Raw genomic sequence first — 25,843 nt, 5'->3', positions numbered from 1 at the left:
CGAACCGCTCGGCCCGAGGGCACGATCGGCTGGTTGAAAAGGCACTGACCGGGGTTCGCGGCCTCCCCACGGACACCGCTTGTTAACTTCAGTGGTGGTCGCTCGGCAGGTGGAGGGGAAGGTCAGCACGTGAGTAATCCGTTGGTCGCGGAAACCAAGGACTCGACGACGGCGTACTCGGGGATCTCCCTGCTGGAATCGGCCGCCGACCTGAAATCCGCAATCGAAAGCGGCGACTGGGCATCGGTCGCGATGGGCGCGGTCGGCACCGCCCTGGATGCGCTCTCGATGGCGATGGATCCCTTCGGTGCGATCCTCGCTGCCGGGGTCGGCTGGCTCATCGAGCACGTCGGACCGTTGAAGGAAGCCCTCAACGGTCTCACCGGCAACGCCGATGAGATCGCCGCGCAGTCGGAGACCTGGAAGAACGTCGCGACCGAACTGGGCAGTGTCGGGGAAGACCTGACCGGGATGGTGAAGGCCGACACCGCGTCCTGGACGGGGAACGCCGGGGACACCTACCGGCAGCGTGCGCAGGACACGGTGACGCTGCTGGAGACCGCGCAGAAGGGTTGCGAGGGTGCGTCCAGTGGTGTGAAGACCGCGGGTGAGGTCGTTGCGGCGGTGCGGGCGCTGGTGCGGGACATCATCGCGGAGCTGATCGGGCATTTGATCAGCTGGGCGTTGCAGGTGGTGTTCACCTTGGGGATCGGGTTGACGTGGGTGGTGCCGCAGGTGATCGGTGCGGTCGCGAAGACGGCGTCGAAGATCGCGGATCTGGTCAAGCGGCTGGTCACCGCCTTGAAGGCGTTGGTTCCGTTGCTCAAGCGGGCCGGTGATTTGTTCGGGGACGCGGCGAAGGCGTTGAAGAACATCAAGCCCGGCAAGGCCGCGCCGCCGGCGAAGAACATCGACATCAAGGGCAACCCCAAAGGCCTGGACGGGCCGAACGGCAAGGGCGGCCCCGACGCACCTCCCCCGAAGACCGACCCGCCACCGAAGGGCGACGACAGCACCACCACCTCCGGCGCGAAGGGCGACAACACCACCCCGTCCGGCGACCACACCCCGCCCAAGACCGACCCGCCGCCCGCGTCCAAGGGCCCCGACGACACGCCGAAGAGCCCGGACCCGACGCCGCCGCCTGCGGCCAAGGGACCGGACGCGAACACCACGCCCTCGGGCACGCCGAAGGGTGATCCCAAGGGCGACGGGTCGCGGATCAAGGACAACAACCCCAAGCCGGACGAGCACACCACGCAGACGAAGGACAAGACCGACTGCGGTGACCCGATCGACGTCGCGACCGGCGCCGTGATGCTGGTGCAGGAGGACGTCTCGCTGCCCGGCGCGCTGCCGCTCGTCATCGAGCGCACGCACCTGTCGTCCTACCGGGCGGGCCGGCTGTTCGGGCCGACCTGGGCCTCGACGCTGGACGAACGGCTCGAGGTCGAGCCGGACGGGCTGCACCTGGCGCTGGCCGACGGCACGCTGCTGCGCTACCCCGTCCCGGCCGGCGTGGAAGCGGTGGTCCCGGAGAGCGGCCCGTACCTGGCGCTGCGCCGGGTGCGCCACGGTTACATCGTCGGCGACCCGCAGTCCGACCGCGTGCGCTACTTCGCGGGCCGGCGCGGGGACGCCACGCTGCCGCTGCGCGCGGTCGTGGACGGCGCGAAGAACCGGATCGTGCTGCGCCACCGCGACGGCGTGCCGGTGGCGATCGAGCACTCCGGCGGCTACCGCGTCGAGATCGACAGCGCCGACGGCCTGGTCACGGCGTTGCGCACCGCGGGTTCGCCCGTCCCGCTGGCGGAGTACGGCTACGACTCCGCGCGCCGGCTGGTCGAGGTCGTCGACGCGGTGGGCACCCCGCAGAAGTTCACCTACGACGCCGACGGCAGGCTCGCGCGCTGGGAAGACGTCAACGGCCGCTGGTACGGCTACGGCTACGACTCCCAGGGCCGCTGCGTGCGCGCCCAGGGCACCGATGGCTACCTGAACACCGGACTCGCCTACGAGCCCGGCGTCACGACCGTCACGAACTCGCTCGGCGCCGTCACCCGCTACCGGCTCGACGAGCGGCTGCGGGTGATCGGGCAGACCGACCCGCTCGGGAACACCGCCAGTGCCGAGCGAGACCGTTTCGGGCGCGTGGTCGCCGAGACCGACGAACTGGGCAACGTCACGCGCTGGGACTACGACGAGATCGGCAACCTCGTCGCGGTGACGCGTCCCGACGGCAGCCGCACGGTCATCGGCTACGACGAGCGGCACCGGCCCACCGCGGTGACCGGACCGGACGGCGCCGGCTGGCGCTACGAATACGACCGGAACGGCAGCCTCGCCCGCGTCGTCGACCCGGCCGGCGCGACGACCTCCTACACCTACGACCCGTTCACCGGCACCGTCGACTCGGTGACCGACGCCCTCGGCGGCGTCACCCGGATCCAGGCCAACGCCGCCGGGCTGCCCCTGCTCATCACCGAGCCGGACGGCGCCGTCCGGCGGTACGGCTACGACGCGCTCGGCAACACCACCAGCGTCACCGACCCGCTGGGCAACACGACCACCCTGGTCAGCGACGCCGCCGGCCACCTCGTGCAGGCGCGCGACGCCGACGGCGCGCTCGAGCGGTTCGCTTCGGCGGCGCAGGGCAGCTTCGAAGAGCGGACGGATCCGCGCGGGGGCGTCACCCGCATCGAGTACGCCCAGTTCGACCTGCCGGTCAGCGAGCGGAGCCCCGACGGGGGAACGCTGAAGTACGGCTACGACACCGAACTGCGGCTCACCTCGGTCACCAACGAACGCGGCCTGGTGTGGCGCTACGAGTACGACGCCGCGGGCCGGAAGGTGGGCGAAACCGACTACAACGGGCGCGTCCTGCGCTACGGCTACGACGCCGCGGGCCGGCTCGTGCTCCGCACCAACGGCGCCGGGCAGACCATCACCCTCGACCGGGACAGCGTGGGCCGGGTCGTGCGGCGCGGCAGCGCCGACGAGGTCGCCGTGTTCACCTACGACGCGGCCGACCGGATGGTGTCGGCGGCCAACGGGCACAGCGAGGTCCGGTTCACCTACGACGGGCTCGGCCGCGTCGTCTCGGAGTCGATCAACGGCCGGGTCGTGGCCTCCCGCTTCGACGCCCTCGGGCGCCGGGTGGGCCGCCGGACGCCCTCGGGTGCGGAGTCGGTCTTCGGCTACGACACCGCCGCGCGCCCGACCGAGCTGGTCACCGCCGGGCGCACCCTGCGGTTCGGCTACGACGCCGCGGGCCGGGAGACGGTGCGCAGACTGCTCGGCGCCGCCGGTCCCGTCGCGGAACTGCGCCAGGACTGGACGCCCACCGGGCAGCTGTCGGCGCAGACCGTGCTCCGCGGCCCGGACACCGTGCAGCGGCGCGAATACGGCTACCTGCCCGACGGCTACCTCGCCGGCGTCAGCGACCTGATCTCCGGGCAGCGCACCCTCGACGTCGACACCGTCGGGCGCGTCCGTGCCGTGCGCGGCCCGCGCTGGCAGGAGGACTACGACTACGACGTGACCGGTGCCGTCACCGGAGCCGGCTGGACCGGCGCGCCCCAGGCCAGTGGCCCGCGCGCCTACACCGGCACCCTGCTCACCGCCGCCGGCCCGACCCGCTACAGCCACGACGGGGAAGGCCGCGTCGTCGCCCGCGAGCGCGGCGGGCAGCGGTGGACCTACGAGTGGAGCGCGGAGAACCGGCTGCTCGGCGTGCGCACGCCGGACGGCACGACGTGGCGCTACCGCTACGACGCGTTCGGCCGCCGGATCGCCAAGCAACGTCTCGACGTGGGCGGCGGTGTCGTCGAGCAGGTCGAGTTCGCCTGGGACGGGCAGCTGCCGGCCGAACAGGTCCACAGTGGACCGGGCCGGCCGCCGGTCGCGACGGTGTGGGAGTACGCGCCCGGCGACCGGGTCCCGCTCACCCAGACCGAACGCGTCCTCGGCGCGAACGGCGGCGACCGGTTCCACGCGATCGTCGCCGACCTGATCGGCTCGCCCGCGGAGCTGGTCGACGACACCGGCGCGCTGGCCGGGCACCTGCACACCGCGCTGTGGGGCCCCGCCGTCTCGGCCGGCGGAGCCGCGAGCACCCCGCTGCGGTTCCCGGGCCAGTACCACGACCCCGAGACCGGGCTGCACTACAACCGTTACCGCTACTACGATCCCGAAACCGGCCGGTACCTCTCGCACGACCCGCTGGGCCTGACCCCTGCGCCGGACTCGCTGGCCTACGTCGGCAACCCGACCGCGATGATCGACCCGCTCGGCCTGGCCCCGACGCGGACCACGCCGTGCGCGGCCGCGGCCGCCCGCGCCCGGGCCCACCCCTACGCCCGGGGGAACTCCGGGCCGTCGACGAGCAAGCGCACGTATCCGGAAAGCACCTACGGCGACAAGAAGGTCGAGCGCAAGCGCCTCGACGACAAGCACGATTACACGATCAACGGCAACAAGACGCACCAGTCCGAGCACGCCGGCGGCTTCGACATCCTGAGCGACAACGGCGGCGCCAAGCTGCCTCGCAAGGAGCAAGGGCCGCTGGAGAACAACGCCTACGCGTACTACGAGGACCTGCCCAACCACCGGTTCCACCCGGGCACGGGCAAGGGCGGCGCCAACCACGACTCGGGGTTCACCAAGGGCGACGTCCGGGACGAGCCCAACGTCACGAAGGACGACAAACTCGGTTACGACGACCGCCTCGGTTCTTACCGGAACGCGCAGCGCAACGCCATCGAAGCCAACGACCCGAGCACCGCGGTCCAGCTCAACCAGCTCGGTTACGGGCACCAGCAGGGTTTCCAGACCCCGGAGACCATCAAAGCCGGCCACCCCGACCCCCACAGCTTCTCCGACAAGGTCTACCACGGGGACGACCCCAACCACATCCACAACAAAGATCACCCGTTGTACGACGAGAAGAAGTCGGACGCGGCGAAGGCCGAGCAGGACCGGCGCGACGAGATCAAGAACGACCCGGACCACGCGGGCCGGAAGGTGTACGACGACGAGCAGAAGCGGATGGACATCGCCGACGACTCGTACCACAAGATGGTCGACGACATGCACTCCAGCGGCGAGGGCATGCGGTACAACCCGCAGGCCGGGCAGGCCGTCCCGGCGGGCGGCCACACGGTGGACGGCACCGGGCACGTGACCACCAAGCCGATCGACAAGTGGGACGCGGCCGAGATGCACGGCGCGCGTGACGCGGCGCGCACGGGCGAATGGCCGGGCTACGGCGGCTTCTACAAGAACCCGACGGCCGACGACTGGGCGGCGCTCGACCGCGGCGACCTCGACCCGCCGTCGCTCAAGGCGATCAAGGACGAGGACATGATGGACCTCACCCCGTGATCGTCGTGCCTTCGCCAGGGAGTCCGGCACGGTGACCGGCCCGGACGCCGCCGTCCTGCCGGACGTGCTCGCCGAGGGGCTGCGGGTGGTGTTCGTCGGCATCAACCCCGGCCTGTCCTCGGCGGCGGCCGGGCACAGCTTCCACACCCCGGGCAACCGGTTCTGGCCCGCCCTGCACCGCGCCGGATTCACGCCCCGGCAGCTGCGCGCCGAAGAGGAGCGGCTCCTGCTGGGCTGGGGACTGGGCATCACCAGCATCGTGCGCCGCCCCACGGCCCGCGCGGCCCAGCTGAGCCGCGCCGAGCTCGTCGCGGGCGGCCACGACCTGGCCGACCGGATCCGGGCGATCCGGCCGCGGTGGCTGGCGATGCTGGGCGTGACCGGCTACCGGTCCGCGTTCGAGACCCCCGGCGCCCGGCTCGGTCCGCAGACCGCGACGATCGGGGGCGCCCGCGTGTGGATCGTGCCCAACCCCAGCGGCCTCAACGCGCACTTCCCGCCCCAGGCGCTCGCGGTCGAGTTCGCCCGGATGCGGGCGGCCGCCGACGTACCCGACCGCTCCGGCATCCTCGGCGACGGCCCGTTCCCCGACCCCGCGAAGCCCGCACCCCGCTGAACCCAGGGCTCGCCGACCGGCCGCGTCGCGGGTCAGCCGCACGGCCTCCCGTCGACGGTGAAGGCCGCCGGACTCGCATTGGTCCCCGTGTAGCTGCCGTTGAAGCCGATCGACACCGAGTCGCCCGGGGCCGGCGAGCTGTTCCAGGGCATCGCCGTGGCGGTCACGTTCGCGCCGGTCTGGGCCCAGGTCGCCGACCAGCCCTGCGCCACCTTCTGGTTGCCCGGGAAGGTGAAGCCCAGCTTCCAGCCGGACCAGGCCGCCGAGCCGGTGTTCTTCACCGTGACCGTCGCCGTGAAGCCGCCGTTCCACGTGTTCGCCGCGTACGTCACCGCGCAGCCGCCCGCCGGGGTGGCCGGCCGGGTGGTGAACTGCACGGCCGGTGAGTCCGGGCTCGGCAGGCCCGCGCCGTTGCGTGCCACCACGACCAGCGTGTACGCGGTCGACGGCGCGAGGCCGGTCAGGGTCGCCGTCGTGCCGGTGACGGTCGTGAGGACCGTGCGGGTCGAGCCGGTCAAGCGGACCACGTCGTAGCTCTTGACGCCGCTCTCCGGGTCCACCGACGCCGCCCACGTCAGCGTGGCGCCGGTGCTCGACACCGCCGATGCGGCGGGAGCGCCGGGCGCGGCCGGGGCCGTCGTGTCCACAGTGGACGACGACTTCTCGGCGGTCCAGCCGGCCAGCCAGGCGAGCGCCGCGTTCCAGTTGATCGCGACCTCGTTCACCGAGTACGCCTGGATGTCGTCGACGAAGCAACGTTGAGGCGCGCAGCCGGTGAGCAGCCGGGCCGCGGTCGGGTCCTGCAGGCCGCTGTTGGGCCCGCCGGACAACGCGCCGGGCGGCGCGGTCGGCAGGGACGCGTCCAGCTGGTGCGCCCAGAACCGGTGGTGCACGTTCCGCACCGGCTGGTCGCCGTGGCCGGAGACGTAGGAGTAGTTCGCCGGGTTGCGGCCGAGCAGGTAGTCCATCGCCGCGAACGCGCCGTCGCGGTACTTCTCCTGCTTGGTGAAGTCGTAGGCCAGGGCGAGCACCACGCCGTTGTTGGCCACCAGGCCGTTCGAGCCCCACTCGTACGAGCCGTCGGCCGTGCGGTAGGGCGCCGGGTAGCCCATGGCAGCCATCTGCGTCAGGTGGCTGTCGGCGGTCGTGGTGATCGCCGCCTTGATCGCCGCGACGTCCGCCGCGGGCAGGTCGGTGGGGGCCACCGCGAGCGTGATGTCGCCGAGCGCGCCGGTCGAGGCCCAGTCGAAGCCGTGCGTGGTGAAGCTCTTCCCGCGGTAGAGCGACGACCCGGTGACGTCGGCGCGGTACGCGCTGTTCCCGGTGGTGGCGAACAGTTCCGCGGCGGCCCAGTAGAACTCGTCGGTCACGCTGGTGTCGCTGTAGGCGCCGCCTCCGGTCCCGTCGTCGGGATCCGCGAGGACGTTCGGGTTGGCCTTCGCCGCCACGTACGCCTTTTCGGCCGCGGCAAGCAGCTTCGCCGAGTACGCCGGGTCGATGGTCCGCCACAGCCGGGACGCCTGCGCGGCGACCGCGGCCATGTTGAGCGTCGCGGCGGTGCTCGGCGGCGACAGCCGGCGCGGCTGGCTGTCCTGGTCGGGCCGGGTGGGCAGGGACGTCCACTGCGCGTCGTGGATCTTGTGGTGCACCATGCCCGCGCCGGGCTTGCCGTCCGGCACCTGCATGGCGAGCAGGAAGTCGACCTCCCAGCGGGCTTCGTCGAGGATGTCGGGCACGCCGTTGGCCCGCTCCGGGATCGCCAGCTTGCCGTCGCCCAGCGCGCTCGCGTCCCCCAGCCGCAGCGCCCGCTCGTACTCGCCGAGCAGTTCCCACGCCGCGATGCCGCCGTTGACGACGTACTTGCCGTGGTCGCCCGCGTCGTACCAGCCGCCGCGCACGTCGAGGGTGTAGCCGCAGTCCAGGTCCGACCGGCAGGGGACGTTGTCGTCGCCCTGGTTCGGTGCCACGTTCACGTGCCCGGCGGGGCGCGCGTAGTCGGCACCGACGTACGCGGCGTCGATCGCGATACCGCTGCGCTGGTGGTAGAAGAACGCCAGCGAGTCGTACCGCAGCTTCTCCAGTCCGCCGGCCGAGATGTCGAAGGGGAAGCTGGTGCCGGACCCGACGCTCAGCGTGTACCCGGTCCCCGGGGTGTCGTAGACGGAGAAGTCGATCTCGTGCACGTTCTCGCCGGAAGCCGCGTCCGCGCCCCGCGGCGTGGTCCGGCCGGTGGCCACCGACGCGCCCGCGGAGTTCTTCAACGTCCAGGTCTGCGCGGCGGCCGAGTCGCTGATCAGCGTGGCCCGCTTGGGCAGGCCCGGCACGTAGCTCTCCTGGTTCACCCGGATGCCGCTGGTCGGCGGCAGGCCGCCGGGCGGGAGCACGCCACCGACGAGGGAGATGTTGTCCAGGCAGACGGTGTTGGCGGCGGCCTGGCCGCCGAACCAGAACGCCAGCTGGCCGTTGCCCGCCGCCGGGAAGTCCAAAGTGGACGTGAAGGTGACCGTGAAGTGCTGCGACGCCGGGGTGACCGTCAGGTCGGTCCGCGAGATCTGCCGGTAGGGCGAAACGGCTTCCCCCGCGACGGCGGAGATCTGCTGGGTGGTCGTCGCGTGCGCGTCGAAAGTCAGGGTGTACGGCTGGCCCGCCTCGAACGGCACCCCGTTCTGGCCGGACAGCGCGTCGTACCCGTTGGCCGTGCCGCCCGGGACGTCGGTGCAGAACTCGCCGCCGGTGACGCGCGCGGTCGTGCCCGACCCGGCCCACCACGGGTCGGAGGTGCCCCCGGAGAAGGTGCCGTTGAGCAGGCGTTCGTAGTCCGCGGCGGACGCGGGCGCCACCGTCAACGCCAGTCCGACCGCCACCGCGGCCGGCAAGGCCAGGCCGGCCCGCAGCTTTCGTGCCCGCATTCGCCATCTCCTCGTCGTCGTTGCCGTGCGATGGTGACCCAGGACTGAGAGCGCTCCCAGGTGAAGGTAACCGGTCCCCCGCGCCCTTGGCAATCACCGGCGAAACTTTCGAGCGATGTAAGGAAAATTGATCACGAGCAGAGTCTTTGCTCGCCGGTTCCGGTGTGGTTTCATCGGGAAGCGGCCCGTTCTGAGAGCGCTCCCAGTGGCCTCCCAGCGCCGTCAACGTCGACAGCACCGTCCGGAGAGGCCTGCTCATGAAACCGACGAAGCGTTCACTAGCCCGCGCAGCCCTCGCTTCGACGCTCCTGGCGGCGAGCGCGTCGCTTCTGCTCGCCACCTCCTCCGCCGGTGCGGCCACGACGCTCGGTGCGTCGGCCGCCCAGACGGGCCGGTACTTCGGCACCGCCGTCTCGGCCGGGAAGCTCGGCGACTCGACCTACGTCGGCATCCTCAACCGCGAATTCTCCATGGTTACCCCGGAAAACGAGATGAAGTGGGACGCCACCGAGCCCAACCAGGGCCAGTTCAGCTACAGCGGCGGAGACCGCATCCTCGACCAGGCGGTGAGCAACGGCAAGCGGGTGCGCGGGCACGCACTGCTGTGGCACCAGCAGCAACCGGGCTGGGCCCAGGGCCTCAGCGGCTCCGCCCTGCGCCAGGCCGCGATCAACCACGTCACCCAGGTCGCCACCCACTACAAGGGCAAGGTCTACACCTGGGACGTCGTCAACGAGGCGTTCGCCGACGGCGGCAGCGGCGGCCGGCGCGACTCCAACCTGCAGCGCACCGGCAACGACTGGATCGAAGCCGCCTTCGGCGCCGCGCGGGCCGCCGACCCCGGCGCGAAGCTCTGCTACAACGACTACAACACCGACGGCGTCAACGCCAAGAGCACCGGCATCTACAACATGGTGCAGGACTTCAAGGCCCGAGGCGTCCCGATCGACTGCGTCGGCTTCCAATCCCACCTCGGCAACTCCGCGCCGAGCGACTACCAGGCCAACCTCAAGCGGTTCGCCGACCTCGGCGTCGAAGTCCAGATCACCGAGCTGGACATCTCCGGGTCCAACCAGGCCGCCGTGTACGGCACCGTCACCCGAGCCTGCCTGGCCGTCGCCCGCTGCGCCGGCATCACCGTCTGGGGCATCCGCGACAGCGACTCGTGGCGCACCGGCGAGAACCCGCTCCTGTTCGACGGCAACGGGAACAAGAAGGCCGCCTACACGAGCGTCCTCGACGCCCTCAACGCCGGCGGCACGACCACGACCCCGACCACCCCGACGACTCCCACCACGCCCACCACGCCCACCACGCCGACGACTCCGTCGGGGTCCGGCTGCACCAGCTCGGTCTCCCTCAACTCGTGGAACGGCGGTTTCGTGGCCACCGTGCGGGTCACCGCCGGCTCCACCGCCCTGTCGGGCTGGTCGGTGACGACGAACCTGCCCTCCGGCGCGGCGGTCACCAACGGCTGGAACGCCGGCCACAGCGGCACCACCGGCAGCGTCACCTGGACCGACGTCGGCTACAACGGCGGCGTCGCGGCCGGGCAGTCCACCGAGTTCGGCTTCCAGGGCACCGGCAGCGCCGACGGTCTCACCTCGGCCTGCGCCGCAAGCTGATCCCCTCGGCTCCCGCCCACGACCGCTTCCAAAGCGTCCACTGTGGACACGGTCGCGGGCGGTAGCCGGCACCTGCCGCTCGGGAAGGCCGGGCGGTTCCGGCGGCTCGCCCGCTAGGCCGTCCGGCCCAGCGCCGCCACCGGCTCGACGGCACCGGGCTCGCCGAGCTTGTCGCCCTTGCGATAGCCACCGAAGATCAGTCCGAGCACCAGGATGGCGAGGATGACCAGCAGGACCCACAGCCACACGGACTTGCGCACGAAGCTTCCCCTTTTCGGAGATCCGACCACGTAGGCGGATCACGGTACCGCCGCGCCCGCTTGACCGCGCAGCGGACTGGGTAACCTTCCCGGCATGGGCGCATGGGGCAAGCGACTCGTCGCGATCGGCGTGGCAGTGGTCCTTCTGGCGGTGGCGGTACTGGTCGCGTCGGCGGTGCACCTGTTACCGCAGCTGCGCAACCCGTTCGCCGAGAAGACCGAGGAGCGCTCCGGGCCGGTGCTGCTTCAGTCGATCGTCGAGCTGTCGCGCTACGAGGCGGCCAGCGGCTCGTTCCAGGTGGTCGTCGACATCAAGACCAGCTCGATCCTGCCCAGCTTCCTGGTGGGCAGCGACACGCTGTTCATCGGCGTCGGCACGGACAACGCCTACGTGGACTTCTCGCGGCTGAAGGGCGACGCGGTCCAGGTCTCCGACGACCGCCTGTCCGCCACGCTCACCTTGGCGCACGCCCAGCTCGAGCCGGCGACCCTGGACACCAAGGAGTCCTACGTCTACGCGCAGCAGCAGGGCCTGTTCACCCGGATCAACGACTTCCTCAGCGGGAACCCGAACTCGCAGCAGGCGCTCTACCAGCTCGCCCAGAAACAGATCGAGGGCGCGGCCGCGAAGAGCACGCTGATCGCCGACGCGGAACGGAACACCAAGGCGATGCTGGTCGGTCTGCTGCAGTCGCTCGGCTTCAAGAACGTCACGGTGAACTACGCCGCCAACACCGGCTGAACCCGGGGTCAGGCGCAGTACCGGGCGGTGAACTCCGACGTCCCGGAGCCGGCCGCGATCCGCGTCCCGGTCGGCAACGTGACCGTGGCCGTCGTGTTGGCCGGCACGGTCACCGTGAGGTCGAAGCGGCAGCCGCTCTGCGTCCACTCCGACGCGACCACCCCGCGGACCGTGTCGATCGACGCCGCCACGTGCCCCAGTCCGGCGGGCACCCGCGGGACGATCGCGATCGTCGCGTACCCCGGCGTCGCCGGCGTGATCCCGGCGAACTGCGTGTAGAAGGCGGCGTTGATCCCGGCGAACATCGCGTGGTCGTGGGTCTCCATGCCGGACTCGTACGTCCACTGCTCCCACGGCGTCGTCGCGCCGCGGCCGATCTCGTACCCGAAACCCGGGTAGGACTTCTGGCGGAGCACGGTCAGGGCGACGTCGATCCGGCCGGCTTTGGCGAGCGCTTCGGGCAGGTAGCGGGTCCCGAAGATCCCGGTGTCGAGGTGGCCGCCGTCCTTGTTCAGGATCGTGTCGGCGAGCTTCGCGCCGACCGCGGCGACCTTGTCCGGCGGCACCAGCCCGAAGGCGAGCGGGAGGACGCTGGTCGTCTGCCGGCCGTCGCCGTAGGTGGCGCCGTCGAGGAAGTGCGCGTTGAACGCGGTGGCGATCGCGGTCGCGAGGCCGGCGAAGTGCGCTGCGTCGCCGGTGTTCCCGAGTGCCTGTGCGGCTTTCGCGACGTCTTCGGCCTGCCGGTAGGACAACGCGGTGTTGACCAGCGAGCGCTCGCTGAAACACGCTCCGGCCGACGGGTTCCCCTGTCCCCCGCCGGCGTTCGGATCGGGCGGGCACCAGTCGCCGAACCCGCGGTCTTCCGGCCAGACGAAGCCCGGGTACGCGGCGGCGTTGGTGTCCACGAACGCCTTCATCGCCGGGTAGGCGGCGGCGAGCCGGCCGAGGTCGCCGTACTGCTCGTAGAGCGACCAGGCCAGGTCGACCGAGCCGCCGCCCATGTCCGGCAGCTGGGCGTTGCCGTCGTCGCTGGGCAACGCCGTCCCGGGCGGCAGGTCGAGCAGGTACTTGCCGTAGAAGGTGTCCATGCCGAAGTCGAGGACGGACGCGTCGTGGTAGGCCTGCACGTCCATGCCCGGCGGCGTCCGCTCGTCGCGGACGGGGTTGTCCGTCGGCAGGCTCATCGAGTTGTTCAGCACCGCCCGCCGGTTGTTCGCCCAGATCGCGTTCAGCAGCGGGTCGGACGTCTCGACGTGCCCGGTGGCGGCGACGTCGGCGTGCACGACCCGGCCGGCGACGCTGCCGAGGTCCGGCTCCCCCGGGAAGCCGGTGAGCTCGAGGTAGCGGAAGCCGTGGTAGGTGAACCGGGGCTCGTAGACCTGGACCCCGCGCGCGGTGCCGAGGGTGTAGGAGTCGGTCGACGCTGCGTTGCGGTTGGTCGTGGTGTCGAGCGTCCCGTCGGCGGTCAGCTCCTCCGCCGTGCGCATCCGCACGGTCGTGCCGGCCGGCCCGGCGACACGCAACTGCGCCCAGCCCGCGAAGTTCTCCCCGAAGTCGTAGACGTACACGTCCGGACGCGGCTGCGTCACCGCCACTGGCCTCACCGTGCGAACCACCCGGATCGGCGGCGCGGTCGACCCGGTGAGCGACGGCCCGGGTGCGGTCGTGGCCCGCACCGGGTGCCAGGCCGAGTCGTCGAAGCCCGGCCGGTCCCAGCCGTCCTGCTGAAGCCGGGCGTCGTAGCTTTCGCCCGCGTAGAGGTCGTTGGCCGTCACCGGGCCGTCCGACCACCGCCAGGACTCGTCGGTGGTGATCGTCCGGCGGGTCCCGTCCGCGAAGGTGACGACCAGCGCCACGATCCCCTGCTTCGGCCCGGTCCAGCGGAACCCGTACTGGCTGAAGCGCGGCCCGTACCCGTTGCCCAGCCACAGTCCCGCCGCGTTCCGTCCGATGTGGACCTGGCTCGTCACGTCGAAGGAGTCGTAGAGGGCGCGCCGGTCGTACGGCGTGCTCCCCGGCGCCAGCACCTGGTCGCCGACCTTGCCGCCGTTGAGGTGCAGTTCGTAGAAACCGAGGCCGTGGACGTAGGCCCGGGCGCTCGCGACGGGCTTGTCCAGGGTGAACTCGTCGCGCAGCAGCGGCGCGTCCGGCGACTGGGCGAGCAGCAGCGGGTCGCCCTGGGGTTCGAGCTTCCCGTCGGTGACCGTGGCGCCGGGGAACCGGGCGTCCGGGGTGGCCGAAAAGTCGTCGGAGAACAACGGCGTGCCGTCGAGGCCGTGCACGGCCAGGTTGTCGTAGGCGGCGGCTTCCGGTGTGCCCTGGCTGACCGAGGTGCGGAACCCGATCGTCCCCACGCGTACCGCGTCGACCGTCCGGGAGTCCACTTCGGTCCCGTCGATCGCCGTGACGACGGTGCTCCCCCGCGCTTCGATCCGCAGGTGGTGCGGCGCGCCGGCGGTCTGCGGGGTGATGACGGCACTCAGGTCGGTCTCCCCGAGCAGCGCGAACGATCCGTGGCTCTTCGCGTGCGGCCGCAGCAGCACCTTGCCCGGCGTGGTGGCGGCGTTCACCTGCCACATCAGGAAGTCGTCGGGGCCGGCGGCCCGGAAGACCACGCTCGCGGCCGCGGCCTTGATCGTGAAGTCGACGTCCAGGACGAAGTCTTGCCAGGCGTAGGCCCCGCCGGTGTCCGGCGTGATCCACTCGGCCCCCGCCCAGTCGGCCGGCCGCGCGGGCCCGGTCTCCCACCACGCCGTTCCGGCCGTGGCCGGAGTTCCGCCGCGGGCGCCCCACACTTCGACGGTCCAGTAGTTCCGCTGCCCGGCGACCCCGGCGGGCCCGCGATAGGGCACCGCGACGGACTCGGCGCCCGCGACCCGGCCGCTGTCCCAGACGTCGGCCCGGTGCTCGGTGAGCAGGCGGGGACTGCTCGCGACGAGGATCCGGTACGCCGTCTGCCGTTCTCCGGGCCGGGCGGAGCGCAGCTTCCAGCTCAACGACGGGGTGTCGCCCGCGGACAGAGGGTCGACGACGTTGTCGGTGCGCAAGTCGAAGGCCTGAAGCGCCTCATCGGGCCCGGCCGCACTCGCGGACGGCGCCGCGAACGACGTCGCCGTCAACGCGGCGAGGAGAGCGAGCAGGACTCGTGCGCGACAACCGGCCATGACCGCTCCACCCACCCGACTTGAAACGATTCAAGGGAGGGTAGCACCGGAGCGGCGGGTCTCACCGGTTGTCCACGGGACAGGAAAGTGCCGGGGCCCGGTCACTGGTGCAGGCGCTGGGTCCAATCCTCGGGCACCCGCTCGGCCGGTCCCGGCGCGGTCTGGGCGAGCGGGCGGTGTCCGGGCCCGGTGAGCTCCGGACCGGACTCGTACATCGCCTGCTCGCCGTAGTCCCAGAACCACTCTTCGCCGGGTTCGAAGCTGCGCACGAACCGGTGCCCCGCGGCCGCGGCGTGGGCGCTGGCGTGCTGACCGGGCGAGGAGTCGCAGCACCCGATGTGGCCGCACTCGGCGCAGCGCCGGAGGTGGAACCACCAGCCCTGCGGGTCCGCGGCTTCGCAGTCCGCACAGCCCGTGCCGCTGGGCGGCACCGTGGGATCTACGCCTTGCATGCGAACTCCTCTGCTCGGGGGCGGCGGGCCGTGCCGCGGGACAAGCCCGACTCTAATCCGAACCGTCATCAGGCGCTCCCGGCCACCACCTCGGCCGGGTCCGCCAGGTCCACGTCGCGGCTTTCGCGCAGGACGAGCACGCACACCACCGTGAGGAGGCAGCAGGCCGCGATCACCGTGGAGATCACGGCCGTGCCCGAGCCGGCGACGGCCGCGAACACCACCGGGCCGACGCCCGCGCCGAGCCCGGCGATCTGGTAGCCGAGCGACGCGCCGGTGTAGCGGCTGCGGGTGGCGAACAGTTCCGTATACAGCGCGGCCAGCGGCCCGTACATCGCCGGGTGCGCGATCGACTGCCCCAGCACGACCGCCAGCGTCAGCAGCGCCGCCGAACCGCTGTCGATCAGCGGGAACAGCAGGAACCCGACCACGCCCATGGCCACCGCACCGGCGATGACCACCGGACGTCGTCCGACGCGGTCGGACAGCGCCGAATAGCCGATGATGCCGATCACCGCGCCGACCGAGGACACCGTGATCGCGTTGAGCACGGTCTGGCGCGGAAAACCCGCGTGGACGGCGTAGGACAGGAGGTAGGTGGTGAGGGTGCCTTGCGCGACGAAGGCGCCGAAGCCCACGCCGATCGCCAAGAGCAGGTTCTTCGGGTGGTGGCGCAGTACCTCCAGCAAAGGGGCACCGGCCGTTCGGCGGGCGGCGGCGAAGACCGGGGTCTCGTCGACCTTCAGCCGGATGAACAGGCCGATGGCGAGCAGCACGACGCTGAGCAGGAACGGCACGCGCCAGCCCCACGAGAGGAACTGCGCGTCGGTGGTCACCGCGCCCATCAGCGTGAGCAGCAGCGTGGAGACCACCATCCCGCTCGGCGCCCCGGCGTTGGTGAAGCTCGCCCACAGCCCGCGGCGGCTGGTCGCGTGCTCGGCCGACATCAGCACCGCGCCGCCCCACTCGCCGCCGACGGCGATGCCCTGCAGCACGCGCAGCACGATCAGCAGCACCGGCGCCCACACGCCGATCTGCGCGTAGGTGGGCAGGACGCCGATCAGCGTGCTCGCGATGCCCATCATCGACATCGTGATCACGAGCATCCGCTTGCGCCCCAGCAGATCGCCGAAGTGCCCGAAGATGATCCCGCCGATCGGCCGGGCCAGGTAGCCGGTGGTGAAGGTGCCGAGGCTGGCGATCGTGCCGAGCACCGGATCCAGGTTCGAGAAGAAGACCTTGGTGAAGACCACCGCCGACGCGGTGGCGTAGAGGAGGAAGTCGTAGTACTCGATCACGCTGCCGAAGTAGCTGGAGAGCACCGCGCGGCGCAGCTGCGCCCGCGAGCGGAGGTTTTCTGCCATCGCGTCCTGCCTCGTCGCCGACCCCACGTGACCCGCGTCACGCCGCGACGAACGTTAAGCACTTTGGTAACCACCGTCAAGACACTGCCCAACATCAGGCGGGCTTATGCTCGCGGCGTGAGTGATCCGGCCGTCTCCGCCGCCGAAGACATCGGCGCCGACACCCCGCGTCCGCAGACGCTGTTGCTCACGTTCTTCGGCGGCCACGTCCTCGACCGCGAGATCCACGTCGCCACCGCGAGCGTGCTCGACGTGCTGGACCGCGTCGGCGTCTCCGAGCACGCCACCCGGTCCACGCTGAGCCGGATGGCGCGGCGCGGCCTGCTGAACCGGGTCCGCCGCGGGCGCCACGTCTACGTCGGCCTGACCGAACGGTCGCGGGCGATCCTGCACGACGGCGAGCGGCGCATCTGGCGGGCCGGCGCGGTCAACGGGCAGTGGGACGGCACCTGGACGCTGCTCGGGTTTTCGATGCCCGAGTCGTGGCAGCGCCAGCGGCACGCCCTGCGTTCGAGGCTGCTGTGGGCCGGGTTCGGCAGCCTGCAGGGCGGTCTGTGGATCGCGCCGGGCGAGGTCGACCCGGTCCCGCTGCTCGACGGTCTCGGCGCCGACGGCCACGTCAAGGTGTTCCAGGCCCGCGCGCTGCCGCCGACGGAGGTCGCCGGGATCGTCCGGGAGGCCTGGGACATCGACCGGCTGGCCGGGCACTACCGGGCGTTCCTGGCCCGCTGGCAGGACCCTGCGGCGCAGGCGCCGGACCGCCTCGCCCGCGACCTGCTCCTGGAGTCCGACTGGCTGCAGACCATCCGCACCGACCCCCGGCTGCCCCGGGAACACCTGCCGGCGGACTGGCCCGCCGAACCCGCCCAGGAGCTGTTTTACGCGCTCAGCAAGGAGTTGAGACCCGCCGCCCGCGCCATCGCGGCCGACATCCTCGACTCGATCACCGACGAGCAGGCCGACGCCTGATGCCGGTTCCGGTGCGGCGAGGGCACCGGAACCGGCATCGGGCTACCGGCGTCTCACACCTCAGGAAGTGCTGCAGCTGACGCTGGGCCAGTTCCAGTTCCCGTTGTGCTGGATGGTGACGCCCCAGTTGTTGCCGTTCCCGTTGGGCGTGGCGACCAGGACCTGGCTGCTGGGCCAGGTGGCGTTGATGTTCCAGGTCGAGCTGATCCTGGCCGGGCTCGGCACGGTCATGGTGACCGTCCACGAGTTGGAGCCGCTGACCGAGACGTTGAGGTTGTACCGGTCGTTCCAGGACTGTCCCGCCGACAGCGCCGCGGAACAGCTGCCGCCGCCCGGAGTCGTCGTCGGGGTGGTCGGTGTCGTGGGATTCGTGGGTGTCGTCGTCGGTGTCGACGTCGTTCCGCCGGCGTTGAGGGCGTTCAGCACCGAGTTGTAGGCGGACTTCTTGTTGCCGTTGCCGTCGAACAGGAGCGGGCTTTCGCCGGAGCGCCAGGAATCGCTGTCCCGCACGCCCCACACGGTGATGCCGACGCACCGCGCGACGTTCATGCACGCCTGGGTCAGCGCCGAGTACTGCGACGTCGAGGCGTTCGTGACGTCGACCTCGGTCAGCGCCACGTCGACGCCGAGCGCCGCGAAGCTGGAAATCGTGGTCTGGAGGCTGCTCGGGACCGAGCTGCCGCCGGTGAAGTGGGCCTGCAGGCCGACGCAGTCGATCGGCACGCCGCGGGACTTGAAGTCCCGCACCATGTTGTAGACGCCCTGGGTCTTGCCGTAGTTCCAGTTGTCGATGTTGTAGTCGTTGTAGCAGAGCTTGGTCGACGGGTCGGCCGCGCGCGCGGTCTTGAACGCGACCTCGATCCAGTCGTTGCCGGTGCTCTGCAGGTTCGACGAGCGGCGGCTGCCGTCTTCGTTGAAGGCTTCGTTGACCACGTCCCAGTAGGCGAGCTTGCCCTGGTAGTGGGCCATCACCTTCTGGATGTGGTTGATCATCGCGTTGCGGAGGGTGCTGCCGCCCATGCTCTGCATCCAGCCCGGCTGCTGGGCGTGCCAGGCCAGCGTGTGCCCGCGGACCTTCGCACCGTGCCCCACCGCCCAGTTGTAGATCTGGTCGCCGGACGAGAAGTTGAACTGGTTCTGGTTGGGCTCGGTCGCGTCGGGCTTCATCTCGTTCTCGGGCGTCACCATGTTGAATTCGCGCGCGGCGAGCGTGGTGTAGGCCGAGTTCCCGAGTTTGCTCGCGGCGATCGCGGTGCCGAAGTACCGGCCGGACTGGGCGGCCGCGGCCCCCAGCGTACTGGCCGCGGCATCAGCGCCGGGCGCCGTCACCAGGACGGCTGCCGTCGCGGCGACGGTGCCCACCGCCGCGAGCACCCGGCCGGTCGTGGACCGCCACCACCGTTTGCCGCGCGGGCCTGACGAACGTTCTGCCATCCGTGGTCTCCTTCCGGGCGCTCACCTACTCCGGCAGCAGAACACGGCGTTGATCGGCCGGGCAAAGAGTTTCGATCGAGTTTCGGGCCGTTCCCGCGGCTTCCGGTGGAGCGGCCGGCGAAGCCGGCAGGCGGGCGGGCTGCCCACACCCCGTCACGCGCAGCGGGCGGCCTCCCTCGCCGGAAGGCCGCCCGCGCACCGGGTTTCAGTGCGTGCAGACGAAGCTCGAAGCCCGATTCGGATCGCCCGCGCGGTACCGGGGCCAGTCCGGGTACGCGCAGAGCGGCCGCGTGCGGTTGTGGCTGGTGTCCGCCACCACCGCGTTGGCCGGCGGCTGCCCCCGGTCGACCCAGTGCTCGAGCGCCGACAGCGAATCCCAGCTCGCCGTGACCGCCGGCGTGCCGAAGTTGGCGTGGTTCGCTCCCGGCACGACGTAGTACCGCAGGAAGGTGTCGGTCGCCCGGGGACCCAGCACGTCGCGCACCCGCTCGTAGTAGTCACTGGTCGAGTAGGGCGAAACCAGCTCGTCGGCGGCTCCGTGGAGCAGGATCAGCTTGCCGCCGGCCCGGGCGAACGGGCGCAGGTCCGCGTTGTTGCGGTCCTCGATCGTGGACAGCGCGCTGATGCGGCCGAGCCACTTCCCGGGGTGCCGGGGATCGATGTCGAGCGAGTTCCGCTGCGGGTCGCGGGTCAGGAAGTACTTGACCCACTGGTCCCAGTACTGCATCCCGTAGCCGCTCGTGACGGGCATGGGGTTGGCCGGTGCGGTGGTGCCGAACCCGAGGAACGGGGTCCGCATGTCCGCCCCCGAGAGGAACGGGAAGCCCGGGTACTGCGTCTCGCCGCTGGCGACCCGGTACGGCCACCGGAACGGCGAAGACATGGCTTTCACCGCCCCGATCTGCGCGTCCGACAGGCAGGCCGGACCGGCGTCGGTGCCGCCCGGGCAGCGGAGCGAACGAGGATCGAAGTGGCACCCGCCCGGGTTCGAGACGACCCCGTCCTTCAGACCGTCCGATCCGTCACAAGCGTTGATGACGCTGGTGTACAGGAGCGTCTGCTTGTCGACGCCGGGGAACGCGCCGGGGCGCGACAGGACCTGGGTCAGGTAACCGAGGTCGAGGATCTCGGCGAGGTTGTTCCAGGCGGGGTAGGCGGCGATCACGCCGTCGAACGCCGTCGGCCACCGCTGGGCGACATTGAGCGCTTCGCGGCCGCCGGTCGATCCTCCGGCGAAGAAGACCTCGGCGGGCGCCGCCGCGTAACCGCGCCGGATGAGGAACAGGCTCGCGTCGAGCGTCTTCTTGAGGGCGTCACCGGCGGCGAAGTTCGTCAGGGCCTCGTCGTTCGCGCCGAACGAGCCGTCCAGTGACGGCGGGGCCGCCGGGTTCTGCTGGTGACCGGAGTCGCTCGCGAACGTCGCGTACCCCCGGGCCAGCGGCACCGGTTGGTCCACCGGGCCGAACGGCACGTTCGACGCCGGATCGGGGGTGGTGCCGTTGTAGCCGCCACCACCGAACATCAGTGCCTTGTGGTTCCAGTCCTCGGGCAGGTCGAGGCGCATCTTGATGGCGGGCGCGGCCGGGTCGACGGGAAAGAGGTCGGCGTCGACCTGGCAGTACCGGATCGTCTTGCCGCTGACGACGGCGGTCGTGACCGAGGCCGCCGTGACGCGGCCGCCGGTGGTCGGCAGGCTCATCGCCGACGCCGGGATCTTCAGCTCGTTCAGCGCTCCGCACCCGGCCACCGTCGCGGACGCGGACGCGGGTCCGGCCACGGCGGTCGCCACCAGGAGCGTCATGGCCGGCACTGCGAGCCGGCGGGTGGTCTGCTTCACTCCGGCCTCATTTCCCCGCGTAGAGGTGCGCGCCCGGGATCGCGTCGGCGTCGGCGCGGACCTCGGCGGTGTTCGTCTCGGGCAGGAACCACGCGCTGGCGAAGGTGATCAGCCCCATCAGCGTGATGTAGGCGGCGACCGGCACCGTGCTCCCGGTGTTCGCGATGAGTGCGGTCATGAGGAACGGCGTGCCGCCGCTGACGATGATCGCGGACAGCTGGTACGCCAGGGACGCGCCCGAATAGCGGACGCCGGGTGCGAAGAGCTCGCCGAGGAAGCTCGCGATCGGGCCGTAGGTGAGGCACTGGAACACGAAACCCACGGTCACCGCGACGAAGATCAGCGGGAGCGAGGCGGTGCCGACGAGCCCGAAGTACGGGAAACCCCAGGCGGCGACGCCCAGGCCACCGATCAGGATCAGCGGCCGGCGCCCCACCTTGTCCGAGAGGTACCCGGACCACGGGATGGTCCCGAGCATCGCCACGGAGCTGAGCAGCACGACCGCGAGCAAAGAATCCCGCTTGAGCCCGAGGGAACCGGTGCCGTAGCTCAGCAGTCCGGAGATGCTGACGTAGAACAGGCTGTTGGTGGCGGAGAGGAGCCCGCAGCCGAGCAGGATGGTGCCCCACTTGCTGCGCAGGACCTGGGCCAGCGGAGCCCGGACCACCGCGCCCGCCGGCTTCGACGTTTCCCGTTGCAGCTCACGGAACTCCGGCGTGTCCTCCACCTTGGCCTGGATGTAGAGGACCACCGAGAACATCACGACGCTGAGCAGGAACGGGATGCGCCAGCCCCAGCTGAGGAACGCGGCGTCGGGCATCAGGCCGCTGGCCGCGACGAAGATCAGGTTCGAGAGAATCACGGCGACCGGAACGCTGGTCTGGCCGAAGGTTCCGGCGAATCCACGGCGTTTCGGGCCGGCGGACTCGGTGAGCAGGAGCACGATGCCGCCCCACTGGCCACCGGTGGCCAGGCCCTGGATGAAGCGCAGGATGACCAGGAGGGTCGGGGCCAGCGCGCCGACGCTCGCCGCGGTGGGCAGGCAGCCGATCAGGAAGGTCGCGGCCCCCATCACCGCCAGGCAGGCGACGACGACCGGCTTGCGCCCGTACTTGTCCCCGAGGTGCCCGGCGAGCACCCCGCCGACGGGCCGCGCCACGAAACCCGCCCAGAAGGTGCTGAACGCGAGGAGAGTTCCGGTCAGCGCCGAGGAGTGCGGGAAGAACACCTTGGGGAACACGAGGGCGGCCGCGGTGCCGTAGAGGAAGAAGTCGTACCACTCGATCGAGCTGCCGATGAGCCCCGCGGCCAGCAGCTTGCGGAAGCCCCGGCGTCGATCCGGGGACGAGCCGGCGTCGGCGTGGCCGGGCTGTCCTTCGGGTTGGGTGAGGGGAATTGCCATGGATGCCGCCTTCGTCGTTGAGCGCAGCCCGGTGATGGCGGTCATGTTAGGGCGCCGTTACGCTGGGGTTGAGGTGTGGACCACCCACTCCTGCCGCCGGATCGGTGGCACTTTCGTCCACCCACGGCCGAAGAGGGGATGGCACTGTGGCCAGCGGATCCGGTTCCGCGGAGACGCGCCGGCAGCGGGAGCTGGCGTCGTTGTACGCGACCGTCAAGTCGCTCACCGCGCTGGGCGGGCTCGACGAGGTCCTGCAGTCGATCGTCCACCACGCCCACGACCTGATCGGCACGGACTTCACGTACCTCTCGCTCGTGGGCGCGGACGGCAGGCTCTCGGCCAGGGCGTCGGAGGGCACGGTCTCCCCCACCTTCCTCGCGGCGGGCATCCCGGCCGGGGTGGGACTGGGCGGCAAGGTGCTGGCCTCCCGGAGCCCGCACTGGGTGCGCGACTACGCCGGGTCGACCCTCATCGAGCACGACCGGGACTTCGACCGCCTGGTCACCACCGAGAAGCTCGTCGCGCTGCTCGGGGTGCCCCTGGTCATCCGGGGCGAAGCGGTGGGCGCCCTGTTCGCCGCGGACCGCTCCGAGCGCTCCTTCCAGGCCGACGAGATCGCGCTGCTGAACGCGTTCGCCGATCACGCCGCGGTGGCCCTCGACAACGCCCGCCTCTACGAAGCGAGCCGGACCGCCCTGCAGGAGCTGCGGGTGGCGTACCGGAAGAGCGAACGGGCGCAAGCGATCCACGAAGCGCTGACGGGTGCCGTGCTGGGCGGCGGGACACCGGGCGACGTCGCGCAGCTCCTCGCCGACCAGCTGGGCGGCAGCATCACGCTCGTCGATCACACCGGCACCGCGGTCGTGCGCAGGGACTCGGCGTCGAGCCCGTGCCCGGGTCCGCCGGAGGCCGAGCTGGCCGGTGCCGTCGAGGACGCACGACGTTCGGGCCGTTGCACGTTCTCCGCCGGTGCCGATGGTGCTTCCCTCAGCGTCGCGGCGATCCAGGCGGGCGACAGCTACCTCGGCGCACTGGCGTGGAGCCGGAAGTCCGCCGGCGACGACGTCCCGGACGCGATGGACCTGCGCACGATCGAGCGGGCCACCCACATCCTCGGGCTGCTCATCCTCAAGGAGCGGGCCGTCGCCGACGCCGGCGAGCGGCTGAGCGGCGAGCTCCTGACCGAGCTCATGATCGGCGGTCCCGGGATCAGCACGGCCCAGCGCGCCCGCACCCGCGCCCGCAACATCGACGTCGACGCCCTGGACCTGGTCCTCGTCGCGGACTCCCCCACGGTGCCGCCGACCGATCTTTCGCGCCACCTGCACGACATCGCCCGCGGCCGGGCCGGGCTGGCGGGCGAGCACCTGGGCCGGGCCACGCTGATCCTCCCCGGCGGGGACGACGAGCAAACCGTCGAAGAAGTCCACAGTGGACTGCGACGCACGCTGGGCGGCCCGCTCGTGGTCGTCGGGGAACGGGCGGTCGACCACGACTGGGCCCGCGCCTTCGCCCTCGCCAGGCGCTGCGCCGCGGTGGTGCGCGCGCTCGGCCACACCGACCTGGGCGCCACGACGCGCCGGTACGCGCTGTACGCCATGGTCTTCGACCCCGAACGGGCCGGCGAGCTCGACCGCTTCCTCGCCGCCTCCATCGGCGCGCTCCTCGACCACGACGAACGGCGTGGCACCGGTCTCGTCGATACCCTCAGTGCCTACTACGCCCACCACGCCAACGTCGCGGCGACGGCCCGGGCACTGCACCTGCACGTCAACACCCTGCTCAAGCGGCTCGACCGGGCCGGCACCGTCCTCGGCCTCGACTGGCGTCGCGAGAACGACCTGGAACTGCGGCTCGGGCTCCGGCTGCACCAGCTGCGGGCGAGCACCACCACGCCGTCGTGAGGCGCCTCAGGCGATCCGCGCCGAGTCCCGCAGGGCGATCTTCGAGAGCTTGCCGGTGCCCGTCTTGGGCAGCGTCGCCAGGAAGACGAACTCGTCGGGCAGCCACCACTTGGCGACCATCGGCGTGATGTGCGCCAGAAGCTCCTCGGCCGTGGCGGCACTGCCTTCGCGCAGGGCGACGTAGGCGACGGGGCGTTCCATCCACCGCGGGTCCGGCCGGGCGATCACGGCGACTTCGACGACGTCGGGGTGCGAGGCGATGGCACCCTCGAGCTCGACCGACGAGATCCACTCGCCGCCGGACTTGATCAGGTCCTTGATCCGGTCGACGAGCCGCAGGTAGCCCTCGGCGTCGATGGTGGCGAGGTCGCCGGTGCGCAGCCAGCCGTCGCCGGTGAAGCTGCCGGCGGAGTCCACCCGGAAGTAGCCGCCCGCGACCCAGGGGCCGGCGACCTGCAGCTCGCCGACGGCCTCGCCGTCGCGCGGCAGCTCCCGGCCCGTCTCGACGTCGACGATCCGTACGTTCACCAGCGGCAGCGGCTGGCCCTGGGCGGCCCGCACGGCCAGCTGCTCGGCCTCGCTCGCGTCCCGGTGCTGGGTGCGCGTACCCCCGATGACCCCGACGGGGCTGACCTCCGTCATCCCCCAGGAATGCGTGATGGGGACGCCGAGCGCGGCGCGGTAGGCCTCCGACAGCGCCGGGGGGACGGCGGAGCCGCCGCCGAGCAGGAACCGCGTGGCGCTCAGGTCGTGCTCCCGCAGGTGCGGAGCCATGCTCGTCCAGACCGTGGGCACCGCCCCGGCGACGGTCACCCGCTCGGCCGCCATCAGCCGCAGCAGGTGCGCCGGGTCCGAGGACGCGCCGGGCAGGACCAGCGAGGCGCCCGCCATCATCGCGCCGTAGGGCAGGCCCCAGGCGTTGGCGTGGAACATGGGCACGATCGGCAGCACGACGTCGCTCTCGCAGAGGCCGATGAGGCCGGCCGCGAGCGTGCCCAGGCAGTGCAGGACCGTCGAGCGGTGGCTGTAGAGCACACCCTTCGGCGACCCGGTCGTCCCGGAGGTGTAGCAGAGCCCCGAAGCCAGGTTCTCGTCCGCGAGCGAAAACGCGTCCTCGAACGAGCCGGTGAACGGCTCGGCCGCGGCGATCAGCTCGTCGTAGTGCGCGATGCGGGGGTCCGCCGGGATCGCCGTGTCGGTGCCGTCGGGCAGCACCACCCAGTGCCGCACCAGCGGCAGCCGCCCGGCGCTCGGCCAGATCCGCGGCAGCAGCGCGCGATCGACGAACACGACGTCGTCTTCGGCGTGGTTGACGATGTACTCGAGGTGTTCCGCCGACAGCCGGATGTTGATCGAGTGCAGCACCCGCTTGGTGGCCGGCACCCCGAGGTAGAGCTCCAGGTGGCGCCGGCTGTTGCTCGCGAAGGTGGCGACCCGGGCACCGGCCGGGACGCCGAGGGTGTCCAGCGCGGTGGCGAGGCGCCGGGTGTGGCCGGCGACCTCGGCGTAGGTGAGCCGCTCGGCATCGGCCGTGACGACCGGCTTGTGCGCGAAGAGCCGCTCCGCGCGGTCGAGGATGTGGGCGATGGTGAGCGGCCGCGGCTGCATCAGCCCGGCCAAGTCCTCGCCTCCGCGAGCGGCTCCGGGGACGCGCGCTTGTCCAGGCATGGGTCTGCTCTTTCGGTCGGCGGGTCCGGCCCCGGAGACGGGCCCGGCTCTCGGTCACTTTAAGTGCGCTTTCCGGGCGGAAGAGAGGTGAGAATCTTCCACTGATCCACCCGCA

15 protein-coding genes are annotated in these 25,843 nt (G+C 71.4%); 6 read left to right on the top strand and 9 right to left on the bottom strand.

Annotation, left to right across the window (positions count from 1 at the left end):
- Positions 1-129 precede the first annotated feature (129 nt).
- Together AB0M59_RS01190 and mug are read left to right on the top strand one after the other, a co-directional pair.
- On the top strand, positions 130-5,382 hold the full coding sequence (locus tag AB0M59_RS01190; protein WP_364606551.1) for an RHS repeat-associated core domain-containing protein: 5,253 nt from the start codon (positions 130-132) through the stop codon (positions 5,380-5,382).
- A 31-nt stretch (positions 5,383-5,413) separates the two neighbouring features.
- Positions 5,414-5,998 (top strand): G/U mismatch-specific DNA glycosylase, encoded by a 585-nt coding sequence (gene mug, locus AB0M59_RS01185; protein ID WP_364606549.1) that lies wholly within the window; start codon positions 5,414-5,416, stop codon positions 5,996-5,998.
- A gap of 32 nt (positions 5,999-6,030) precedes the next feature.
- Here mug and AB0M59_RS01180 read toward each other — a convergent pair whose 3' ends face one another.
- Positions 6,031-8,907 carry a glycoside hydrolase family 9 protein gene (locus AB0M59_RS01180; protein WP_364606546.1) on the bottom strand — a complete coding sequence of 959 codons (2,877 nt, stop codon included), beginning with the start codon at positions 8,905-8,907 and terminating at the stop codon, positions 6,031-6,033.
- Positions 8,908-9,164: 257 nt separating this feature from the next.
- On the opposite strand from AB0M59_RS01180, the gene AB0M59_RS01175 reads away from it, so the two are divergent.
- On the top strand, positions 9,165-10,532 hold the full coding sequence (locus AB0M59_RS01175; protein ID WP_364606543.1) for an endo-1,4-beta-xylanase: 1,368 nt from the start codon (positions 9,165-9,167) through the stop codon (positions 10,530-10,532).
- A gap of 113 nt (positions 10,533-10,645) precedes the next feature.
- Here AB0M59_RS01175 and AB0M59_RS01170 read toward each other — a convergent pair whose 3' ends face one another.
- Positions 10,646-10,792 (bottom strand): hypothetical protein, encoded by a 147-nt coding sequence (locus AB0M59_RS01170; protein WP_364606540.1) that lies wholly within the window; start codon positions 10,790-10,792, stop codon positions 10,646-10,648.
- A 94-nt stretch (positions 10,793-10,886) separates the two neighbouring features.
- Here AB0M59_RS01170 and AB0M59_RS01165 point away from each other — a divergent pair, with 94 nt between their 5' ends.
- Positions 10,887-11,534, top strand: coding sequence for a DUF4230 domain-containing protein (locus AB0M59_RS01165; RefSeq protein WP_364606537.1), 648 nt, complete (start codon positions 10,887-10,889; stop codon positions 11,532-11,534).
- An 8-nt stretch (positions 11,535-11,542) separates the two neighbouring features.
- Here the strand turns inward: AB0M59_RS01165 and AB0M59_RS01160 are convergent, their stop codons facing one another.
- The 3 genes from AB0M59_RS01160 to AB0M59_RS01150 all read right to left on the bottom strand — a co-directional run bounded on the left by AB0M59_RS01160 (position 11,543) and on the right by AB0M59_RS01150 (position 16,514).
- A complete protein-coding gene (locus tag AB0M59_RS01160) occupies positions 11,543-14,698 on the bottom strand; it encodes a family 78 glycoside hydrolase catalytic domain (protein WP_364606534.1) in 3,156 nt (1,051 codons plus the stop codon).
- A 101-nt stretch (positions 14,699-14,799) separates the two neighbouring features.
- Complete coding sequence (locus tag AB0M59_RS01155; RefSeq protein ID WP_364606531.1) at positions 14,800-15,150, bottom strand: UBP-type zinc finger domain-containing protein; 351 nt, start codon at positions 15,148-15,150, stop codon at positions 14,800-14,802.
- 68 nt (positions 15,151-15,218) lie between these two features.
- Positions 15,219-16,514: an MFS transporter gene (locus tag AB0M59_RS01150; RefSeq protein ID WP_364606528.1), complete on the bottom strand. Its 1,296-nt coding sequence runs from the start codon at positions 16,512-16,514 to the stop codon at positions 15,219-15,221.
- Positions 16,515-16,631: 117 nt separating this feature from the next.
- Here AB0M59_RS01150 and AB0M59_RS01145 point away from each other — a divergent pair, with 117 nt between their 5' ends.
- The gene (locus tag AB0M59_RS01145; protein ID WP_364606525.1) at positions 16,632-17,483 is read left to right on the top strand and encodes a PaaX family transcriptional regulator C-terminal domain-containing protein; all 852 of its coding nucleotides are present in this window, start codon (positions 16,632-16,634) and stop codon (positions 17,481-17,483) included.
- Positions 17,484-17,543: 60 nt separating this feature from the next.
- Here the strand turns inward: AB0M59_RS01145 and AB0M59_RS01140 are convergent, their stop codons facing one another.
- The 3 genes from AB0M59_RS01140 to AB0M59_RS01130 all read right to left on the bottom strand — a co-directional run bounded on the left by AB0M59_RS01140 (position 17,544) and on the right by AB0M59_RS01130 (position 22,156).
- Positions 17,544-18,917, bottom strand: coding sequence for an endo-1,4-beta-xylanase (locus AB0M59_RS01140; protein ID WP_364606522.1), 1,374 nt, complete (start codon positions 18,915-18,917; stop codon positions 17,544-17,546).
- A gap of 205 nt (positions 18,918-19,122) precedes the next feature.
- The gene (locus AB0M59_RS01135; RefSeq protein ID WP_364607101.1) at positions 19,123-20,718 is read right to left on the bottom strand and encodes a tannase/feruloyl esterase family alpha/beta hydrolase; all 1,596 of its coding nucleotides are present in this window, start codon (positions 20,716-20,718) and stop codon (positions 19,123-19,125) included.
- Positions 20,719-20,761: 43 nt separating this feature from the next.
- Positions 20,762-22,156 carry an MFS transporter gene (locus AB0M59_RS01130; RefSeq protein WP_364606519.1) on the bottom strand — a complete coding sequence of 465 codons (1,395 nt, stop codon included), beginning with the start codon at positions 22,154-22,156 and terminating at the stop codon, positions 20,762-20,764.
- Between the two features lie 146 nt (positions 22,157-22,302).
- Here AB0M59_RS01130 and AB0M59_RS01125 point away from each other — a divergent pair, with 146 nt between their 5' ends.
- Positions 22,303-24,060: a GAF domain-containing protein gene (locus AB0M59_RS01125; protein WP_364606517.1), complete on the top strand. Its 1,758-nt coding sequence runs from the start codon at positions 22,303-22,305 to the stop codon at positions 24,058-24,060.
- Positions 24,061-24,066: 6 nt separating this feature from the next.
- Here the strand turns inward: AB0M59_RS01125 and AB0M59_RS01120 are convergent, their stop codons facing one another.
- Positions 24,067-25,728 carry a long-chain fatty acid--CoA ligase gene (locus tag AB0M59_RS01120; RefSeq protein ID WP_364606514.1) on the bottom strand — a complete coding sequence of 554 codons (1,662 nt, stop codon included), beginning with the start codon at positions 25,726-25,728 and terminating at the stop codon, positions 24,067-24,069.
- Positions 25,729-25,843: the final 115 nt, after the last annotated feature.

This window comes from Amycolatopsis sp. NPDC051371, assembly GCF_040682155.1.
GTDB lineage: Bacteria > Actinomycetota > Actinomycetes > Mycobacteriales > Pseudonocardiaceae > Amycolatopsis.
The sequence above is the reverse complement of the archived record's forward strand: the minus strand, read 5'-3'. Positions and strand labels throughout refer to the sequence as shown.